Genomic DNA, 19,046 nt, shown 5'->3' with positions numbered 1-19,046 from the left:
TCTATTTATTTTTGTACTCTGAAAACAAATGAATCATCAAGCGAGCCAAGTGAGTCGAGGTCCCATTCTTCAAAGCAATTCTAAGGATCTCTACATTAGGAAGCTTGTTGTCCTCTTCGGCTAACTCATCGCTTAGATGATTGAGCAATCTTAGTCCTAGGGCGCTAAGCGTCGCCTGCTCAATCGCTTCTTGTCGAAGCGTTGACTCAAAGCTCATGTATCCTTCGCTTTCTAGCCACAACATTGCTCCGAAACAGGCCTGAAAACGAGGGCTATGAAGCCCAAATTCGTCAGGATTATCTGGGCCTGCAACGTCTTCAACAAAAACCGAACTTTTTACAGGAAAGCTCTGATAAAGCTGCAATAGTACGACCGCGCAATCGCGATAAAACTCTTCAATGTGTATGTCGTACATGCTTTATTCTGTTTCAGGAAGCTGCTTGTAGGTCTGTAAAAATTTTTCGAAACGCGCAATCGCATCTCGAAGTACATCTTCACGCGGTAGGAATACAAAACGGAAATGTTGAGTGTCTTGCAAATTAAAGCCAGTACCATGCACGATGAGAATTTTTTGTTGTTTGAGCAAGTCGAGTACTAGTTGTTCGTCGTTGTAGACTTTGTGAACTTCAGGGTCTAGCTTCACGAACATGTAAAGTGCGCCTTCTGGCTTAGTACATTGTACGCCGGGAATCTTATTCAACAGCTCGTAAGCCAGATTACGTTGCTCGTAGAAGCGACCACCGGGGATGATCAGATCATTAATGCTCTGGTATCCACCAAGAGCGGTCTGAACGGCATACTGTGCTGGAACGTTTGCGCACAAACGCATTGAAGCCAACATATCTAATCCATCGATGAAGTCAGACGCTAAATGTTTAGGGCCTGAGATCATAAGCCAGCCAGAGCGATAGCCCGCTGCACGATAAGATTTTGATAAGCCATTAAAGGTAAGTGTGATGACATCATTCGACATTCCTGCCATCGGGAAGTGCACAGCATCATCATATAAAATTTTGTCGTAGATCTCGTCAGCAAGAAGAATCAAGTTATGTTCGCGGGCAAGATCAACAATCTGAGAGAGCAACGCTTTTGAATACACTGCTCCGGTTGGGTTATTGGGGTTAATAACTACGATGGCCTTGGTGTTTTCTGATATCTTCGATTTGATATCATCAATACTTGGCTCCCAGTTCTGTGTCTCATCACACTTGTAGTGAACTGCGTTGCCGCCACTCAGCGTGACCGCCGCCGTCCAAAGTGGGTAGTCGGGAGATGGAATTAGCACTTCGTCACCGTTGTTAAGCATGGCCTGCATAGCCATCACAATCAGCTCGCTCGCACCATTCCCTAAATAGATGTCTTCAATATCGACACCTAAAATTCCACGGGCTTGGTAGTGCTGCATGACAGCTTTTCTACCAGAGTATAAGCCCTTGGAATCACAATAACCTTGTGCGTTAGGAAGGTTGCGAATCACATCTGTTTGAATTTCTTCGGGGACGTCAAAATCAAACGGTGCTGGATTGCCGATGTTGAGTTTGAGAATACGATGCCCCTCTTCTTCGAGACGACGTGCTTCGCGGGCAACTTCGCCGCGAATGTCATAACACACGTTGTCGAGTTTTGAGGATTTCTTAATGCTTTTCATCGTTTTCTCTTTGTTTATTAAAGGTATTTATTAAGCCTAGAAGCCATTCTATATAAATAAAGGAATATTGGAATGCTTAGGGAGGTATCCGCGCGCCTATCTTTGTAGTTGCTTACAACAAATTTTGGATGGCAGCGTTTTCGGGGGCGCTAGCGATTAACTCGTTAGTGGTCATTCCGAGCTCTGATTTAAAAAAACGGCGGAAACCTGAGATCGTTTGAAATCCGAGAAGTTCGGAGGTTGTCTCAATGCTTTTGTTTTGTTGGATAAGAAATACTTTTGCCAACTCTATACGAGCTTGAGATGAGAGCTCGGAAAATGACGTGCCGAGTAGGCTGAGTTTTTTCTGAAGTCCGCGGGGGGAAATGCTAAGTATCGTCGACAGAGTCGAGCCATTGAACGAATCAGGAAGATGTCGAATCAATTGCGTACTTGTTCGATAGTCAAAGCTCCAATATCTCTCAGCATTACGCGCGCTATCAACGCATTTTTTGATGTAGGTTTTATGCAATGTATGATTTGAAGTTTTTAAGCCCACATCGCTTAGCTCGTTTTTAAATTCGAGAATAGACAATGGGGCGTTGAACTCAATGTTCAGACCAAACAGCTCGGAGTATGCGTCTGCGTAACTTGGCTTATCGAAGTCTAACCAGACTTTGCATGGGGAGATTGAATGGCAAAGACTGTCGCGTGCAAGGTTAACTAAATAAATGAAGACCGCTTCAGCGCAAAAACGTCTTTGATGTTCCGACACGTTTTTCTTGTAGGGATAGTTTAGTGCGATTGAAATAGAGTCACTGCTTTCAAACGTAGTTAAGTAATACGAAGCACCTTGCATGTAATGCAAATCGTTAATTATTTGCATTGCGTTGCCGAACGATGGTGCGGTCATTAGCGCGCGCGAAAAATCACACAAGGCGTAGGGGCACAGCAGTCTTCCGTAGTGGAGCCCTATGTCGGAGCTAGGGTCGTTTTCATAGATCGAACCCACCAAATGACCATAAGCATCTCGTGACTCTTCACTCATGCCAAAATTATTGACGATGCGTTCAGCGTCTAATGGTCGCGGCTTGAGTGGTTCAGGAGCAAGCTCCATCAGCAAGCGAAAATAAATTTCATCTAGCATGGCTTTCGTTCGGCGAAAAAAGAATTAAATAAAGTCTTCATTGAAGAAAAGAGAAGAGAGCCCTCTCGTAGTCAAGGTGCATTAATTATTGTTGCTCTAACAGCATTGCACTCAAGTCCCGAAATATTAACTTAGCTACTCTCAAGCAACTGTGCAGACAATCTCACTTTTATGACTTATTAGAATTCGTGCGCGTTATTCTATGAAAACAATGGATCTTGAATTGATCTGGCTCAAGCCTGCAGGAGAACTCCTTTGATAGCCTGAATGTACTAACTAAGGAGACAGAAATATGTATATAGATGAAACAATCATTGCGGGCGTAATTGTCGTTCTTGGAACTATCGGGTTTCTAGGTGGTTTTGCAGCATTTGTTTACAAAGATGCGCACAAGAAAAAATCTGTTTAGTTGTCAGAATTAAGCAAGAAATGGAACGTCAAGGTTTTGGCATTCTATTTCGAATGGATGTGCTTACTCCATTTCTCGCAGTCAAGTTATTGTTTTTAATATAGAAAAAATCCTTGGTATCAGTTTTGTATAAGAATTGACCACTTTTGTGGAGGTTCACAATGCGCAGATATTCTTTTACTCAAACAGAGCTGTACACACTCATTTTATTTATCGCCGTCATCGCAGCGTTGGCCGTGTTGCTTGGCTTTAATATCGCTTGGCAGTTTAATCAAAGCACTGCTAAAGCTCCTCTCGTTTTATCCCATCAAATTGAATCAGAACAGCTAGAGGTCACATCCAATGGGCCCAACTCAGATAGCGATGCACAGACGTATTTGTCATACGAGGGGCTGACTTCAACGGAAGTGTTTGATGCCGTCCCTGCTATAAATTCTGTTTCTGTAGCGGATGATGCACCTCTGCTTAAGTCAGACTCAGGGTTCAGTCAGGCGAACAAAGCTGAGGCTTTCGTGACTGAAGGTGCCACTGGTTTTTCGCTTCAGCTTGCCGCGTTTTCTGAAAAAAAGAGAGCAATAGCTTCTGCGAAAAATCATCGAGATGCCTATGAAGATCTAAGAGTGTTGGTGAGAGAAGTTGATGGTAAACAGTATTTTTCCGTGGTGGTTGGGCAGTTTCCAACTAAAAGTGCTGCGAAATTAATGCAACGAAATATGATGTCTAATACTGGAATATCTAGTTATGTCATTCAGCGTAATGGCGCTCAGCGTGAGATCAACCTAAGTTCTTAATTTTGTGGAGGAGATAAGCTCCTGACACTGATGGTCAGGAGCTTGGCGTAATTACGCTTTTTTACGACGTGTTGCCGCTAATCCTGCTAGCCCGATAGCAAACAAAGCTAAAGTGCCCGGCTCAGATACTTCAACATCGTTGATTTCTCTGAACAGTTTTGTTCTCAATGCAGCTTCAAAGTCAGTGCTGAAGTTGTTCGCAGTAACAAAAAAACCTCCGCCAGCAGTGGTTAAGCTTGTTAAAAAGTTTTGTCCACTCGCGTTGGTCAATGCATCCCCTACACCAATGGCGTTAACAGTAATACCGTTTGAATTCGCTGTTGTTGCTGCACTAATTGCTGCGTCATATGCACTCTCGCCCCCACAAGCATTACCACATACATTAGGGAAACCGTCTGTAGAGATATCGATGATTAAACTGTCACCATCAATTGAGTTTGATGTAATGCTGTTTGCGGCATCAGTAATAGCTTGGGCAGTATTAGTCGTGCCTGATGTATAGCTAAGACCGGTTGTCACGCCTCCGTCGAATAATCCACCAAACGCAGCGGCTTCTGTATCATTTGTCAAATGCGTCCATGAAATTGCTTCGGTTACACCAGATGAGAAGCGCCAAGCACTTACATACAATTCGTCATTTGATGTAACAACGTTCGTAAAAAAGTCATCTTGGAAAATGTTTTTATAGGCATCTAGTTGTGCGTTGTAATTGGTTGAGCCGATACTTCCTGAGCTGTCGATAACAAGCGCAAGCTCTATTACGGCGGCGTTTGCAGATGCGGCACTGAGAGAAATAGCAGCAGCAGTCGCTATTCCTTTTAATGCAGTTTTTAGTGTTTTCATTTTTTAATCCCTTTAGTTATGAACCTTGATCGGTTTTCTCCGTTTCCTTGGAGTTTTCCAGACTGCGAACCGGGTTGTGCAGAAATTGCACAACGTAAGCGTAGAGTGCAATTATTAAGGCATTTTTACAAGTCCAAGCGAGTGATGGATTGCGAATAAGCTTCTAAAACTTGAAGTAATTCATGCTTGGCAATGAGGAGCGCTTAGGAAAGTGCTGCTATCGTTCAAATAATTTGAAGTAAAGCCTTAAAAATATGGTGTTAAACCTTAGTGAACTGCTTAATAAACTTGTCTCCGTTCTGAAAGATAATTCAATTTAGGAGATGGAATCATGAGTGCAACAAAACTATTAACATCAGTTGATCAGGCGTTAACAGGGCCAAACTTACAATCGATATTCGACATTGTTGGTCGAGTTGGTTTAGCTGCTATATTTTTATTGGCGGGTATTAGTAAGGTTCAAAATTTTTCAGGCACTGCTCAGTACATGGCATCAGTAGGCTTATCTGAAGCCTTGCTGCCATTAGTCATAGCATTTGAAATTGGTGCAGCGATTGCCCTGATAATTGGATTTCAAACGCGTTTAGTCGCTATCTCGTTAGCAATTTTCTGTGTTGTAAGCGGATTTATGTTTCACGGAAATTTAGAAGATCAGATGCAATTCATCTTGTTCTACAAAAATATCGCGATGGCAGGAGGCTTTCTAGTGCTTGCTGCGCAGGGAGCGGGGAAGTTTAGTTTGGATGCAAAGCTATTACGTTAAGCTTGTCCATTAGATGAAAAAGCCAAGACAGTGTCTTGGCTTTTTATTATGTATCACTCTGTTTAGTTAGCTCTGCATGGTCTAAGTGATCAAAGCTTCGACCGTAGATTTCTAGATCCATATCCAAATCGTAGGCCAGTTTATTTTCTTCTAACTCCAGATTCATGCTCATTGATGTAGTTAAAGCCTTTTCTCGCATGAAAACGCTCTGTGCTATGTGTCCTTCGCGGTCTCGGCCGCGGAGTTTGAATGCCCAACCATTCTCTGTTTTCTCAACTTTACCTTCTAGTACGACTGAAACGCCTCGTGGAATAGCTAAAGTGTGAATAACTAAATCGTTCTCTTTGTCCCACATCCAATAGCCGCATTGGTCGTGAAGATGCTTGTTGTCACGTATACGATGAACGATTTGGTGATAATAAACACCGACAAGTTCTTGCTCTTCTGCGTTATCAACATCACCGATGGGGGTGTAAGTTACGGTTTCTCGGTAAGTGTTTTTCTCAGTTCCATCTGGCTCGGGGGAGGTGTCAGAGCCTTTGTCGCCGATCCATGTGCCAACTAGTAATGCAAGAGGTCCTAGATGTTCAAAATTATTCATAGTGTTCGCCGAAAATGTATTGACCAATGAGTATAGACTTAAAACTGTTCTTCATAGCTGTTGATGGATGCGAATTCCTCGACTGTGCCGTCTTTATTCATTAACCATACTTTATACGCTTGAAATCGATCCCCATCTTCCATACCAGCTGAACCTATTGGCATTCCGGGTACGCTTAATCCAAGTGCTCCAGGGGGAGGGTTGTCGAGAAATTGTTTCATCGAAATAGGAGGTACGTGGCCTTCGAAAACGTAGTTGCCCGCTACACCGGTATGACATGATCGTAGCTTTGGATGTATACCAAACTTATCTTTGATGCCGTTCAGTTGAGTGTGGTTAATGGGATTTGTTTGAAAGCCGGTTTTGTCTAGATGATCTATCCAGCCGTTACAGCAGCCGCAATGCTCTGATTTGTATACATCTATCGCGGTTTCTTGTACAAACTTTTCATCACCTGAAGAGGCAACGGACAAGGAATAAGATACGGTAAGCAATAGAGTAAGGAGTATGCGCATAGTCTAAATCCATAAATCGGAAGCGTTAGCTGTAAATACTAAAAAAAGCTTAACTTAAATGATTATCGAACGAAATAAGACTCCCTTTGTCTTGAATAAGTTCACTCCATTGTTTTACAAATTTGCCCGTACTTTGGTTCAAACTGTAGCCATTTATTTTCCCTGCTCCGCTGCTGGTAACAAATGCAAGATTTGAGGGGCTAATTCCACAAACATCGTGTGATCTTAGTTGATTGACTAAGGTCATTGTTTCGCTGTCCCAGAACGATATCAGACCTGCTCTTGGATCGCTTGCAGCAAAGTAACGACCAGAACTCTCAAATCGAATACTTCCGACATAATTGCTCGTATTTGCTTGTTTGTCTGGCAGTTGAGTAGCTAGCCTTAACTCTTCACCTAATTGAGTTTTCCCGATACAAGAACCCTGAGTATGAATTCTTCCCTGTTGTTGAGAACCAAATACAACGACGTCCTGCTTGTTTACGTCGATATGTCGAATACTAAGCTGATGGTGTTTTCTAGAAAGAGACCTTTGTTCTATCAACTCGCCGGATGCAACATCGATATACGAGAGGTTAGGGTGCATTGAGTCTATGTTTAGTTTTTTTCTCCCTGTGTTTGGGTGGGTGCGAATACCTCCATTGGCAACAACTAGGTAGTCCAGCTTGTGTAGCGTAGCGAGTTCATGTGGCCCAATTCCATGTGAGGCGTGATGCTGCAGAAGTCGGAACTCGTCTCTCACGTCTCTAATTCCGATTAAACCTTCCCCTGTTTCGAAGTTTTGTTCAGTTGTAAAAAGCAAATTGCCGTCACGACTAAAGCAAGCATGACCGAAAAAATGGGTGTTCTTCGGTGATTCTATTTGGACTAATTTTTCGAGTGAGTATGCGTCAGCGATAGTGAGATAAGTTTGAGGTCGTCTCGCGACCGCCACTACCATTGATTTATTGGGATTAAACAGGACTTGATGCGCCCGCCCTGGAAGCTCAAGTAGTTGTGGGGGGCTGTTGTTCTCTAACTTACAGAGTGCGAAGCGATCTCCTATTTTTATAGCACTTAAGATTGCATCGTTTTGTTTTGTATCGAATGCCGAAGATACTGAAGGCAGTGCAATAAGGCCTGTGCAAAGCGTCAACCCGTCTATTAAAAATTGTCTGCGGCGCATTAATCACCATCGCGACTATTGAAGCCTAAATGAATGCCCATCTTGGTCAGCGTGTTTTCTAACTCCGAATGAGCATGAATTAAGTCCTGCGCAATGTCTTTTAGCTCTCTGTACTGTTCGTTACTTTTTATCGCCTTTGCTAAAGGTAGGTTTATGCTCATTAGACGGTTTTTCGCACTTTCTAAAATAGAAGTGGTTGATGATAACTCTGCGTTAGGTATGTTTTTTTGCAGCGTTTCGATCATGGCAATGCTAACGTCTAAATTCTCAGTGATGAAGGGGAGAGAAAGGCCACTTCTCCAAGCTTCGAGACGTTGAAATTTTGCTTTTTTTGCGGAGCTGCCCATCGGTCGTAGCAATTTCAAAGCGCTAATAACTTCGAGGTTTTCAGCGGCTCCTTTCAGTAGCGCTGTTGCAGCATCGATCTCATCTTCAAAGAAACCGTCTAGTTGTCTTGGATCCTCAAATTGTTTGCGCATTGACTCTTTCCATTCAACAGCAAGCTCACTGCTGATACGGAGAAGATTTTGTGTATGTAGCGCGAGTAGTTCGCACGATCTGTTACCAATTGGCTCTTTTGAATATAGGATACGCTCTAGTACATTTAAGGCCCCAATACTAAATCGGCTAGTCGGGAACTCTTGCTCACTAAGAGCTATATCTGTATTTTTTTTGAATTCGTGAATACGTTTTCCTGAATAGCCTTTTTTGTCAGGCCAAAACTGAATACTTACATCGCGTTTTGCATATGAAATGGGACCAAAACGAATATGTTGGACAGCTTGCCAAGCAACCCCAAACTCAGCATAGCTGTTTTTGAAACTACTATATGCTTGAGTGTCTTTTTTGTTTCTACAGAATTTCACTCTGGCTTTATTTAGACTTGATGCGCTTGATTGTAGTCTTTCATAACCGGGAATAATCTGTGTGTTTACAACGTCTGAATTGAATGAGTTCCAATCGGCGTTGGCGAGTGAGCAAGACGTAAAAAATAAGCACCCTAATAAAAAGGATTTATGTCGCATAAAAAGACTGGTCATCTAGAGTGACTCCACAAACTGGATCAGGTGGTTCTGATCAGACTGAGATAAATTGACGAATTGCGTTTTACTTTTTCTAGCTTCTCCGCCATGCCATAAAATAGCTTCTGTTACGGTTCTTGCTCGACCATCGTGCAATAGTCGTAACTGCTGGTTGACTTGCTTTTGGTATGCCAGGCCCCAAAGTGGGGGTGTACGCCATTCAGAGCCGTTTGCTTGATGCTCTATAAAGCCATCTGCTAACTTCTCGCCCATATCATGCAACAAGAAGTCTGAGTATGGCCATATGGTTTCGTTAACCGGCAGCGCTTGGATTTTTGAATCAAGAGTATAACTTGGTCGGTGACAGTCCGCGCAGCCAATATCGGAAAATAGTTGCTGACCTTTTATTCCTTTATCGTCTAAATTCACTCTTTTGGGCACGCTAGTCATCGAAGTGAAGTACAAAATACTTTGCATGACTTTGTCTGATGCTTCGTAGCCATCTTGTTGTTCTGTATTGCCGTGTGCTTGCGCCAAACAGTCAGTTTGTTGCTCGGTACAGTCTCCATAACCAGAAGGGAACCACTTCGAACCAACTCCAATGTCAGTGTGTAGGGCATTGGCGTTTTGCTGAGCAAGCGTGGCTTGTCCGGACTTCCAGCCAAAACGTCCTAGTTCTGATGAATTAGTATCTCTGCTGGGAACATAATTCGGTCTCCCAGAAATGCCATCGTTATTCGTATCATTAGGGTCTGCCCATTTTAGAATGTCTTCGTCGTCAATTGATTCAATTAGCCCTAGCCCAATTAATGCACCTGCCATTCGAGGTGATTGTTGTGTGCTTGGATGGAGAGAGTGATTGCTAGGGAATGATAGAGTGTATCGGGGTTCAAAAAGCGATACGGATGTATTTGAGGCTACTGACACCATTTGAGTTGAATAGTGAATCTCCAAATTAGCTTCTGCCTGTCCATTGGGGTAAGCAAAGGGCTGTATTTGCGTACCATAAAATGGGTCTTGACCGAACTCTGGGTTGTTTAGTCTGATCACTAACCCAACCGGATTGATCACGAGATTCTCTGAGAAATCAAGCTTTGCTCTTCCGTTTTTGACATGGCATTGGGCACAAGATCGCGCGTTGTATAAAGGGCCTAGACCATCACTAGCTTGGGTGCTTGAAGGCGCAAATACCCATAGTTTTTCGAATAAGGCTTGTCCTACTCTATAGTTTAAGCCTTCTTCTAGTCCGATGCCTTTGAAAGGCTGAAGGAACGTATCAGCGCCTGTATTAGAAGCACTTAACGAGCCGGCAGGGAGATGATGATTATAATCATCGCTTTTTGAAGTATGTTCCGCAGACGTAAAGGTGCTTACATAAAAAAGAGAGGCAACTAACAGGCTGCCAAACCCTAAAATCGTTATTGGTTTGCTTGTAATCATAAACAAAAAAACCGGGCTATTAAGCCCGGGAGAGAAGCGCCAAAATGGCAAACTGAATGTTAGTTATAGTTGAGCAATTTTTTAAAGTACTGCGCTTGGGTTGTCTAAGCTGTCAGAGCCTTCAACTTCGATCTCTTCAAGATTGAGAGCCACAACAATTTTTTCGATAGTTTTGGTTTGATCCACAAGAGCGTCCACGACGTCTTGAATTACTTTATTCCCTTCCGCATTGCCTTCACCAATTAAAACATCGAAGGTGTTTCCTTTGTTCGCTTCATCAACCATTACTTGCATCGCTGACATTGTAACGTCTAGTTTGTTGCGCATTTCTTGGTCTAGTTCGGCATCTTTTGCTGCGACAAGATCTGAAAGACTTGCGCCGTCGACAACTTCTCCGCTTACCTTAGTGTAAGAGCCAAGGTAAATATTTCTAATACCTAGTGCGTCGTTGAAGTGAGATGCATGCGTGTTATCTGCAAAGCAATCGTGCTCTTCTTCTGGGTCATGAAGCATTAGGCCAAGCTTGATACGTTCACCGGCAAGCTCGCCATAACTAAGACTACCCATACCTGTTAGCATGGTAGAAAGACCGCCATTATCACCTTTCGCAAGAAGTTGTTTGGTGGCTTCACCGTCTGCAGTCCATGCTGCAACAATATCTTCAAGATCAGAAATTAATAGTGTACTTGCAGCTTGAAGATACTCGCGACGACGGTCACAGTTGCCGTTAGTGCAGTTTTCTAGTGAGAAATCTGTTGCTGGACGTGCGCCCGCGCCTTGATTTGTTCCATTAAGATCTTGACCCCATAGCAGGAATTCAATGGCGTGGTATCCAGTTGCTACGTTCGATTCAACTTCATCAATTTCTTGAAGCTGTTCTGATAGCAACGCTGGCGTGATTGATGATGCATCTACTTCAACGCCACCAACGTTAAGCTTTGGATTGGCGATTATGTTTGCAGCGTAATATGGGTTTTCATCAGATTCAGTGCCATAACTAGCGTCAACGTAATCAATGAGGCCTTCGTCTAGTGGCCAAGCATTTACTTTGCCTTCCCAGTCATCAACATATGCGTTGCCAAACCGATATGCTTCGGTTTGTTGGTAAGGTACACGCGCTTCAATCCAAGCTGATTTTGCCGCCGCAAGCGACTCTTCAGATGGAGCGTCTAGCAAAGCTTTGATTGCAGTATCGAGTGTTTTTGCCGTGTTCAATGAGTCGCCATAGTTTGATTGAGCGATACTTACATATTGACTAACCACGTCAGTAGCCGTTGCTGTCTTTTGCGCTGGAGCTTCATCTACAGTACTGCACGCAGTGAGTAGAGCGCCTGAGATAATTGCAGCGCTAACAAGTTCAGTGTGTTCCATTTATTTCCCCAAAAAATGATTTATTTTTAGTTGTGCATGCCATGTTATTGCTAATGAGAATGATTAGCAATAACTATTTTATAAGGTGTTCATATTTTTTGTCCGTCAAGGTTTTCATAAAAGCAACAAGTGCTTTTATGCGTCGAGTGTCTAAAGCGGGTCCATGTTCTAGCTCCTTCAGTGAGATATTTTCCGACACTTCGGCGTCTAACCACCGTTGATTAGTTTCAGGGTTGGTTTGATTCTTTGAAGAACGGCTGTTGTATTTGTTGTAAAACCGCACCACTGTTTCAAGTTCGTTAAACACGCCGTTATGCATATATGGTGCTGTGATTGCAACGTTTCTAAGCGTAGGGACTTTAAACTTCCCATTTAGCTTGGCACGGTTTTCTGTATTTATTTTGTCGGTAGAGCCTAGGCCAAAATCTTGGCTTCGTGGAGGAGTGCCGTTAATTTTTCTCAACGCAATATTGCTTGGAACACCAATATTATGGTGCGTGTAGTCTGTAAATGTTTCTTGAGCGGCTATGTTGCTGGTATGAAGTTGGTGGCATTGATTGCAGTTCGTAAATTGCTGGGAGAAGAAGAGCGTCATACCTAAGTCTTCTTCAGCCGTCATTTGGTATTCTCCCCGAAGATACCGATCGTATTTTGAGTCAAATGGGGATAACTCCGTGCTTGTTTCATAATTCGCGATTGCTGTAATCGCTGCATCAAATAACTTGCCGTTTTCTTTAACAACTTGTTCGCCGAAGAGTTTCGAAAACGCGGAAAGGTAGTTTTGATTTTCTCGGATGCGTTGTGAAAATTCAGCGTCTGAACGAAGCCCCATTTCATCAGGGTTAAGGGGAGGGCCAGCCGCTTGCTCTTTTAGGTTGTTTGCACGACCGTCCCAAAATAGTCCGCCAATGTACTGACCTGAGTCATTTATATGAAATTCAGGTGTGAAGCTAGCATAGGCGGCACTCGGAGTATTTCGGTCACCGATACTTGTGTTATTTGCTCCAATTGAGCCGGCGCTTGCGGCATTGAGTGATCGTGGATCTGTAAAAGCCTTGTCTGGATGGTGGCAGCTTGCGCACGATTGATTTCTGTTTATTGATAAATTTTGATCAAAAAAAAGATTTTTGCCGAGCGATTGGAGCTCGCTTAGTTCGCTAGCATAGCTTGATACAGTGTATGCGAGTGTGGCGATACAAAATATTGAGAGTAATCGGATTTTCATTGTATGCGTTAGAGTTCTGTCAGTTTCCCCAAGAGTATAGATAAGTTAAAGCAAATGCGAATGATTTAGATCAAGTATTGATTAACCTTTATATGTGGCGATAATAGCGGCCGACTTATTGAGAGATCTTACTTTTGAAAAAATCGAACACTTTTCTGTCTGGTTCTGTAGCGCGCCAGCTATTGTCGATGACTTTTGCATCGTGGATTGCAATGGTTGCAGGGATGTTACTGTCCTTGGTCGATACCTATTTTTTAAGTCGTTTGAATGATGTGCATGTCCTTTCTGCAATGGGATTTGCTAGTTCAATTGGCTTGTTCATGTCTGCGATTGGTATCGGTTTATCGGTCGCTACTTCTGTGCTGGTGAGTCAAAAATTGACTCGCTCGGGAGAACACGCAGCGCATCAGTTATTTACATCTATTGTGTTGATGGGATTGCTCATTGGTTTGCTCGTGATGTCAGTCTTGTTATTAGGGTTGCCATTTATTTTATCCATTCTCGGTGCCAAGGGAGCGTCTTTTGATTACGCAACAAGCTATCTCCAGCTAACTTTGCTGGTATCCCCATTAGGTGTTTTAGCCATGATTTTCGCATCTGGCCTGCGCGCTGCAGCAATGGCCAAGGCATCGATGTGGATATCTTTGATTGCAACGATTGTGAATATCATATTGTGTCCAATCTTCATTGAATGGTTTGAGTGGGGAATAGAGGGGGCAGCATGTGCAACTATCGTTGCACGCTTTATCTCTTTTGGAATTGGTATTTGGTACTTCGGACACCAGTTGCGTTGGTTTAAACGAATTGATTTGATCTTCGTCAAACAAGAGTTTCCGGGCGTAAGACGAATTACAATGCCGGTGCTGATTTCAAATTGGTTCATGCCAGTGGGAAGTATGATCGTTGTTTGGATAGTTGCTGCTTATGGCGATGAGGCAATGGCGGGCATGGCCATTGTTGGTAGTTTAGGTCCAGTTTTGTTTTCAGTGTTTTTCTCGATCACCGGAGCTGCAGGCCCAATGGTGGGGCAAAACGTAGGCGCTAATCAGCCAGAGCGTGTGGGGCAGATCTACAGGTCTGGCCTATGTTTGATCGCATGTTACACCTTGATTATATGGGTTTTAGGCATGCTTAGTTATGATGCTATTGCAGATATGTATGATGTTGATGGCATAGCAGCAGGCATGATTATGATTTATTGCTTGGTGCAAATACCGCTATCTATGGGTATTGGAGCGATCGCTTTATCAAATGGTATTTTCAATAATCTCGGCAAGCCTAATTGGTCAATGCGCTTGAGTTTAGCGAGGGCAACAATGGGGACTTTATTGTTGTGTTATGTTGGTAGCGAATTGTTCGGTTTGTATGGAGCGCTGATTGGTTCAAGTCTGACGTTTTTCGTATTCGGCTTATTTGCAGTCGTTTTGGCAAATCGTTTGTTTTTTCGCACCTATCCTGACAGCCGGTTAGTTTTCTCGAATCGATACTAATTGTTTAAATTAATCTTATTATCAGTTTATAACGTAGTTTAAAAGCTGATTTTAACTAAGAATTCTAAGGTGATTAATATGCTTCAAGTCGGAGATAAACTTCCCGAGCACACATTTCAGTTGTTAAACGACGACGGGATGCAGAATCCAACAAGTTCTGAGCTATTTTCTGGTAAGAAGGTTGTGCTGTTTGCTGTGCCTGGAGCTTTTACGCCAACGTGTTCTGCAGCGCATTTGCCGAGCTATGTTGTGCATGCGGATGAGCTAAAGGGCAAAGGTGTCGATGCGATCATATGCACTTCAGTCAATGATGCATTTGTGATGAAGGCATGGGGAGATTCATCTAATGCTGAAAACCTATTGATGCTCGCTGACGGGGACGGAGAGTTTGCTAAAGCGATTGGCTTAGGTGTCGAGACAGGCGCGTTTGGCGGGATTCGCTCGCAGCGCTATTCAATGATTGTGGAAGATGGCGTAGTAACGGCTTTGAATATCGATCAACCTATGCAGTATGAAGTGAGCGGAGCTGAGGTCATCTTAGGTCAGCTCTAAATCGTGCTCTTCAGAAAGGGAGAGGTTTAATGAGTTTGATGATCTCTCCAGTTTTAATGGCTGAATCAAGTGACTCAGCCATTCTCTCTGTTTCTTGTAGAACTGTGTTCCAATATTTTTGTCTTGTTGTGACGTCTAAGTCTACGAAGTCGTTTCTGTCCGGGATCTTTCCGTAGGGTAGAGCGCTAATAAAGTCTTTCGATGGGCAAATGAGCACTGTTCTGTCGTAGTGTTCACTTCTCGCAACTCTCTTTGAGCTTTTATCAAACCAACCAGGTTTGGGCGTTGGGTTGAAATGTGGGTACAAGCATAGCCCTTTGTTTTGAATCTCAAAGTCAAAGTGGTAATCGATTACTCCTCCATCTCGATACATTCCCGAAGGGGCGCCTGGTATATTTCTTATCCCTGCCATAACCATCGGTATGGAGCCCGACGCCAAGAGTGCCGGCATTAAGTTACTGTCTGAAAGCGAGACATGTTGCGTTGGAATGTTATCGGGGTCTTGTAGGGTGAATTCACTATTAGGGTGATGAAATACAAAGCGTTCGAACTGAGATTTTAAATGCTTGCGGTTGATTCTATTGCCAACATAACTCTTTGCTAGACCAAGTCCCTGTAGCATCGTATTTTCATACTGCACAAAACCCTTAGATTTAGCGACGATAAAGTGTGCTTTAAAGACTGGGTTGTGAAGAATTTCATCAATGCCGGACTCACTAACAACGTCTCTTAATAGTATTTCTGCTTTGTCAGTAATGTCGCGTGGTTTCGGTTTTTCCGGATATATAGTCGCGCAATAATGACTGGCGAATCGCTCGATCGCTACAACTGGATTGGCTTGCGCAAAACAAGCTGCTCGGAAGGCTCCGGCGCTGGAGCCAATGAGATTGAGTTCTTGAGTTCTATCTTTAAAGAAATATCCAAAAAGGTATCTATCTAAGCCGTATAAACTAAACCATTTTGGGCCTCCGGAGGCACCCAGAAACGACGTAAATAGCGATTGTTTGAATCCTTGTTCTTGAATCGTTTTTCGTGCAGTTTCGCCAGCGTAAAGCTCGATCAAAACGTATCCTTATATGTGATATTTTGTTTGATGTATTGGTTTGACAGCACGATCATTAATCGAAAAGGCAGTCGATGCAACAAGCTTTAGCGAGAAAATATAGATTCTCTTCCGTGAAACTTGTCGCAAGAAGGTCCGTAAAAGGGAATAAGATTGAAGGGAGTTAAAGCATGAGGTTGCAAGTTAAGCCGATTCATTTTTTCGATGCTCAATTAGGGCTGTTCGTTGGTAGTGTTCACTTCTCGCTACTCTCTTTGAGCTTTTATCATGCCAATCTGGTTTGAGTGTCGGATTCAAAAAAGGGTAAACATACTCAATGTTTACCCTTATCGGTATCAACTAATTGCGGTAGCCTGTTTAGTTAAAAGTTATACTTCATGCCGACCTGAACTTGCCTTGGAATACCTGGTCTGTCGCCAAAAGGGCGTAGCGAGGTGACGTAGACTTTATTTAGCGCGTTTCTCAGGCTGGCATAAATATGCAGGTCCTTAGAAACTTTATAACTGCTCTTCAAGTCAACGACTATGTAGTCGTCGATAGTTCTGTTGCTAGGACTTACATTCGTATTTGCGGTGTCATTTCGCTCGCCAACGTACTTGACGATAAGGTGATTTTGCCAGCTTTTACCAACGATACCTGTCGAGAAGCTCGCTTGGTGTTCTGGAATATATGGTAGTGGATCACCGCTCTTGATATCACCTACGCCCCAATCTGGGTTGGTTGAACCAAAGCTTTCCGCAAATTTGGCCTGAGTATAGGTGTAGTTAAACTTAAATGGATAAGACAGATCATTGTGTTGCAGGCTATAACCCAGCGTAATTTCGGCACCTAATATCTCTGCTGCGCCACCATTAAATTCTTTGTCTATGTCAGCGTCGGCACAGCCAGAAGAGAAGGTGCATACGCCTTTAATGTTAGAGTAATCATTATAAAATCCGACTAGCTCCGTATTGAAAGCGCCTTCGTAATAACGAAAGCCAGCTTCATAGTTGATACTTTCTTCAGGGTCGATATCATCATTTTGTCCGGGACCAACCGGTGAAAAGCCTTTATATACGCCGGCGAGTAATCCCAGTTCTGGTGTGAGTTGATAGAACGCACCTAGTCCTGGAATCAAAACCGTATCTTCATTCGATATGTCATCAGCGTTGCTGCTGGAACGATCCTTTCGCACGGTATCAATAAACTCTGCTCTGGCACCACCTGTCAGTGTCCAATCGCCTATTCTGATTTTATCTTGTACATGGATTGCTATTGCGTCTGTGGAATCTTTGTTGGTTGTGGTTGCAACAGTCGCGGCTCCGTCAGAGATGAGCTCGCCGTTCGTCATCAAAAACGAGTCTGTCGTATGATTTCGCTCGATGTAGTCATTATGAAGGCGGAATCCAAACTCGAATTCATGTGCGACTCCGAGAAGCATTGGGTCCCAGTGTGCCAAAAACTGTATGCCTTGAGAAACATATTCACGATCGTTGTTGCCAACAATTAGCGTTCCGTCTGGGCCCAGATCTGACGAGTTTATTTCGCCGCGTAATACCTGAATAAAATCGACATTAATGCCTTGATTCGGATTGGCAAAGATTTCCGATAAAGATGTATTGGTATCGAAACCATTTAACTTAGACCAGAGTCGTTCAAACTCATTGCGATAAACAATGGTCGTCAACGATAAGGTAGGGTCGAGTTCGATATAGTGCGTTAGCATCAATTGCTTATGCTCGGCGTCCATATGGTCTCGGTCACTAGCTGCATAGCGTCGATAAGGCGTGTCCTGAAAGTCTTCTTCTGTGACACCAAGATAGGTAGAGTCAGAGTCTTCATCCGAGTACTGAATTTTGACTTCCAATTGCTGATAAATATCGGCGCTAATATCTGAGTTGATCAAGCCCTTCAGCGTAATATCACTTTTGTTAAAGCCAGTGTCATTGCCAGTGTCTAGGTCTTTAAAACCATCAGTCTGTAAGTTGATGCCGTCGACTAACCAGCCCCAAGTATCTGTTCTCTGGCCATAGAACAAATGCGCTTTTGAATAGGCGTCTGTACCGTAGGCGATATTTAGGCGTCCACCATCTTCTTCTGGAACTGAGCGTGTCACCATATTTACCGCCCCGCCCACAGTGTTAGGTCCATATTTAATGGCAGACGGGCCTTTAAATACTTCTATACCTTCCATCTTTGCGAACATTGGAAAGTAGTATGCGGCAGGAGCTGAGTAGGGCGCAGGCCCGATCAAAACTGCATCTTCCATTAATGCGATTTTACGGCTGCGATGCGGATGTGCGCCACGCAAACCGATATTGGGTCTTAAGCCATAGCCTTCCTCTTCTTGAATATTGACGCCCGGTATATGGCTTAACACACGATTAATATCATCATATTCAAACTTTTCGATGTCATTTTGGTCGATGAGATGCGCGGAACCCGGTTGTTTTTTGATCTGAGTCGCACCGCCGGTAATGTAGATGTCTTCGCGTTTAACGCTGGTAATGGAAGACGAAGCGACTGCTTCTTCGGTACTAAGTGAAGCCTCATTTTCAGATTGCGCGTGTGATAGTGGGCTAATGCAAAACGCTAGAGGTGCCGCAAAGGCAAGGTGTAACAGCTTAATTTTCATAGTCAGGTATAGGGTAAAATCTATGGTAATAAAAATAACTAAGCGAGATCACAATCTTCTTTGTGAGCCTAGAAGATTGTGACCTCGCTCGATATAGAAAATAACAACGCTAGCGCTTTGGTCTAGTCGTTATCTCCTTCTGCTGATTGAGGAATCGCTAAAGTTAGTGCTGTGACGAAATCAGTCTTAAGAACATCTGTGACTTTCTTAACATCAGCATGCAGTGCGCAAGCTTCTTCAAGTCTGTTATCTGAAGTAGAGTTAGTGCAGTCAGCCTCATTGATTCCTGTCACGCTAGCAACGAGTGTAGTGCCGAAATTATCGATGTTTGCAATTGCCGCATTAATATCGGTTGTCATGGTGGATGCGATATTGCCTTGGCCTGCATCTTCAAGTAAATCGTCCATG

At 43.3% G+C, this 19,046-nt stretch carries 19 protein-coding genes; 5 read left to right on the top strand and 14 right to left on the bottom strand.

All coding sequences use genetic code 11. The features are described from left to right. Position 1 precedes the first annotated feature (1 nt). The 3 genes from A3762_RS03105 to A3762_RS03095 form a co-directional block, all read right to left on the bottom strand. Entirely contained in the window at positions 2-415 is a 414-nt protein-coding gene (locus A3762_RS03105; protein ID WP_068476966.1) for a hypothetical protein, read from the bottom strand. A 3-nt stretch (positions 416-418) separates the two neighbouring features. Next, the gene (locus A3762_RS03100; protein WP_068502353.1) at positions 419-1,648 is read right to left on the bottom strand and encodes a pyridoxal phosphate-dependent aminotransferase; all 1,230 of its coding nucleotides are present in this window, start codon (positions 1,646-1,648) and stop codon (positions 419-421) included. A 112-nt stretch (positions 1,649-1,760) separates the two neighbouring features. Further along, complete coding sequence (locus tag A3762_RS03095; protein WP_068476962.1) at positions 1,761-2,774, bottom strand: AraC family transcriptional regulator; 1,014 nt, start codon at positions 2,772-2,774, stop codon at positions 1,761-1,763. 292 nt (positions 2,775-3,066) lie between these two features. Here A3762_RS03095 and ccoM point away from each other — a divergent pair, with 292 nt between their 5' ends. After that, entirely contained in the window at positions 3,067-3,183 is a 117-nt protein-coding gene (gene ccoM, locus A3762_RS28660) for a cytochrome c oxidase subunit CcoM (protein WP_304439253.1), read from the top strand. 161 nt (positions 3,184-3,344) lie between these two features. Beyond that, positions 3,345-3,974 carry an SPOR domain-containing protein gene (locus A3762_RS03090; protein ID WP_068754043.1) on the top strand — a complete coding sequence of 210 codons (630 nt, stop codon included), beginning with the start codon at positions 3,345-3,347 and terminating at the stop codon, positions 3,972-3,974. 51 nt (positions 3,975-4,025) lie between these two features. On the opposite strand, the gene A3762_RS03085 is transcribed toward A3762_RS03090, so the two are convergent. Further along, positions 4,026-4,817, bottom strand: a complete 792-nt coding sequence (locus A3762_RS03085) for a DUF1194 domain-containing protein (RefSeq protein ID WP_068476958.1) — start codon at positions 4,815-4,817, stop codon at positions 4,026-4,028. A 331-nt stretch (positions 4,818-5,148) separates the two neighbouring features. Between A3762_RS03085 and A3762_RS03080 the strand changes: the two genes are divergently transcribed. Continuing rightward, positions 5,149-5,580 (top strand): DoxX family protein, encoded by a 432-nt coding sequence (locus A3762_RS03080; RefSeq protein ID WP_068476957.1) that lies wholly within the window; start codon positions 5,149-5,151, stop codon positions 5,578-5,580. Positions 5,581-5,626: 46 nt separating this feature from the next. Here the strand turns inward: A3762_RS03080 and A3762_RS03075 are convergent, their stop codons facing one another. From A3762_RS03075 to A3762_RS03045, 7 genes are all read right to left on the bottom strand, one after another. Beyond that, positions 5,627-6,181, bottom strand: coding sequence for a heme-binding beta-barrel domain-containing protein (locus tag A3762_RS03075; RefSeq protein WP_068476955.1), 555 nt, complete (start codon positions 6,179-6,181; stop codon positions 5,627-5,629). 38 nt (positions 6,182-6,219) lie between these two features. Beyond that, positions 6,220-6,696, bottom strand: coding sequence for a DUF411 domain-containing protein (locus A3762_RS03070; protein ID WP_068475648.1), 477 nt, complete (start codon positions 6,694-6,696; stop codon positions 6,220-6,222). 49 nt (positions 6,697-6,745) lie between these two features. Next, positions 6,746-7,861 carry a DUF1513 domain-containing protein gene (locus A3762_RS03065; RefSeq protein WP_068476953.1) on the bottom strand — a complete coding sequence of 372 codons (1,116 nt, stop codon included), beginning with the start codon at positions 7,859-7,861 and terminating at the stop codon, positions 6,746-6,748. Beyond that, positions 7,861-8,901 (bottom strand): imelysin family protein, encoded by a 1,041-nt coding sequence (locus A3762_RS03060; protein WP_068476951.1) that lies wholly within the window; start codon positions 8,899-8,901, stop codon positions 7,861-7,863. The genes A3762_RS03065 and A3762_RS03060 overlap by 1 nt, the downstream gene beginning before the upstream one ends. Then, the gene (locus tag A3762_RS03055) at positions 8,902-10,323 is read right to left on the bottom strand and encodes a di-heme oxidoredictase family protein (RefSeq protein ID WP_068476950.1); all 1,422 of its coding nucleotides are present in this window, start codon (positions 10,321-10,323) and stop codon (positions 8,902-8,904) included. A gap of 81 nt (positions 10,324-10,404) precedes the next feature. Further along, complete coding sequence (locus A3762_RS03050) at positions 10,405-11,694, bottom strand: imelysin family protein (protein WP_068754041.1); 1,290 nt, start codon at positions 11,692-11,694, stop codon at positions 10,405-10,407. A gap of 73 nt (positions 11,695-11,767) precedes the next feature. After that, on the bottom strand, positions 11,768-12,919 hold the full coding sequence (locus A3762_RS03045) for a cytochrome-c peroxidase (protein ID WP_068476946.1): 1,152 nt from the start codon (positions 12,917-12,919) through the stop codon (positions 11,768-11,770). 134 nt (positions 12,920-13,053) lie between these two features. Here A3762_RS03045 and A3762_RS03040 point away from each other — a divergent pair, with 134 nt between their 5' ends. Further along, a complete protein-coding gene (locus A3762_RS03040) occupies positions 13,054-14,409 on the top strand; it encodes an MATE family efflux transporter (protein ID WP_068476944.1) in 1,356 nt (451 codons plus the stop codon). Positions 14,410-14,487: 78 nt separating this feature from the next. Further along, positions 14,488-14,961: a peroxiredoxin gene (locus tag A3762_RS03035; RefSeq protein ID WP_068754039.1), complete on the top strand. Its 474-nt coding sequence runs from the start codon at positions 14,488-14,490 to the stop codon at positions 14,959-14,961. A gap of 10 nt (positions 14,962-14,971) precedes the next feature. Here A3762_RS03035 and A3762_RS03030 read toward each other — a convergent pair whose 3' ends face one another. From A3762_RS03030 to A3762_RS26935, 3 genes are all read right to left on the bottom strand, one after another. Continuing rightward, on the bottom strand, positions 14,972-16,024 hold the full coding sequence (locus tag A3762_RS03030; RefSeq protein WP_068476941.1) for a hypothetical protein: 1,053 nt from the start codon (positions 16,022-16,024) through the stop codon (positions 14,972-14,974). Positions 16,025-16,385: 361 nt separating this feature from the next. Further along, positions 16,386-18,638 (bottom strand): TonB-dependent receptor domain-containing protein, encoded by a 2,253-nt coding sequence (locus A3762_RS03025; RefSeq protein WP_082868904.1) that lies wholly within the window; start codon positions 18,636-18,638, stop codon positions 16,386-16,388. A 122-nt stretch (positions 18,639-18,760) separates the two neighbouring features. Then, on the bottom strand, positions 18,761-19,046 hold a 286-nt coding region (locus A3762_RS26935), incomplete at its 5' end, for a hypothetical protein (protein WP_197468982.1).

This window comes from Oleiphilus sp. HI0125, from assembly GCF_001635355.1.
This window is presented reverse-complemented; position numbering and strand designations above follow the sequence as displayed.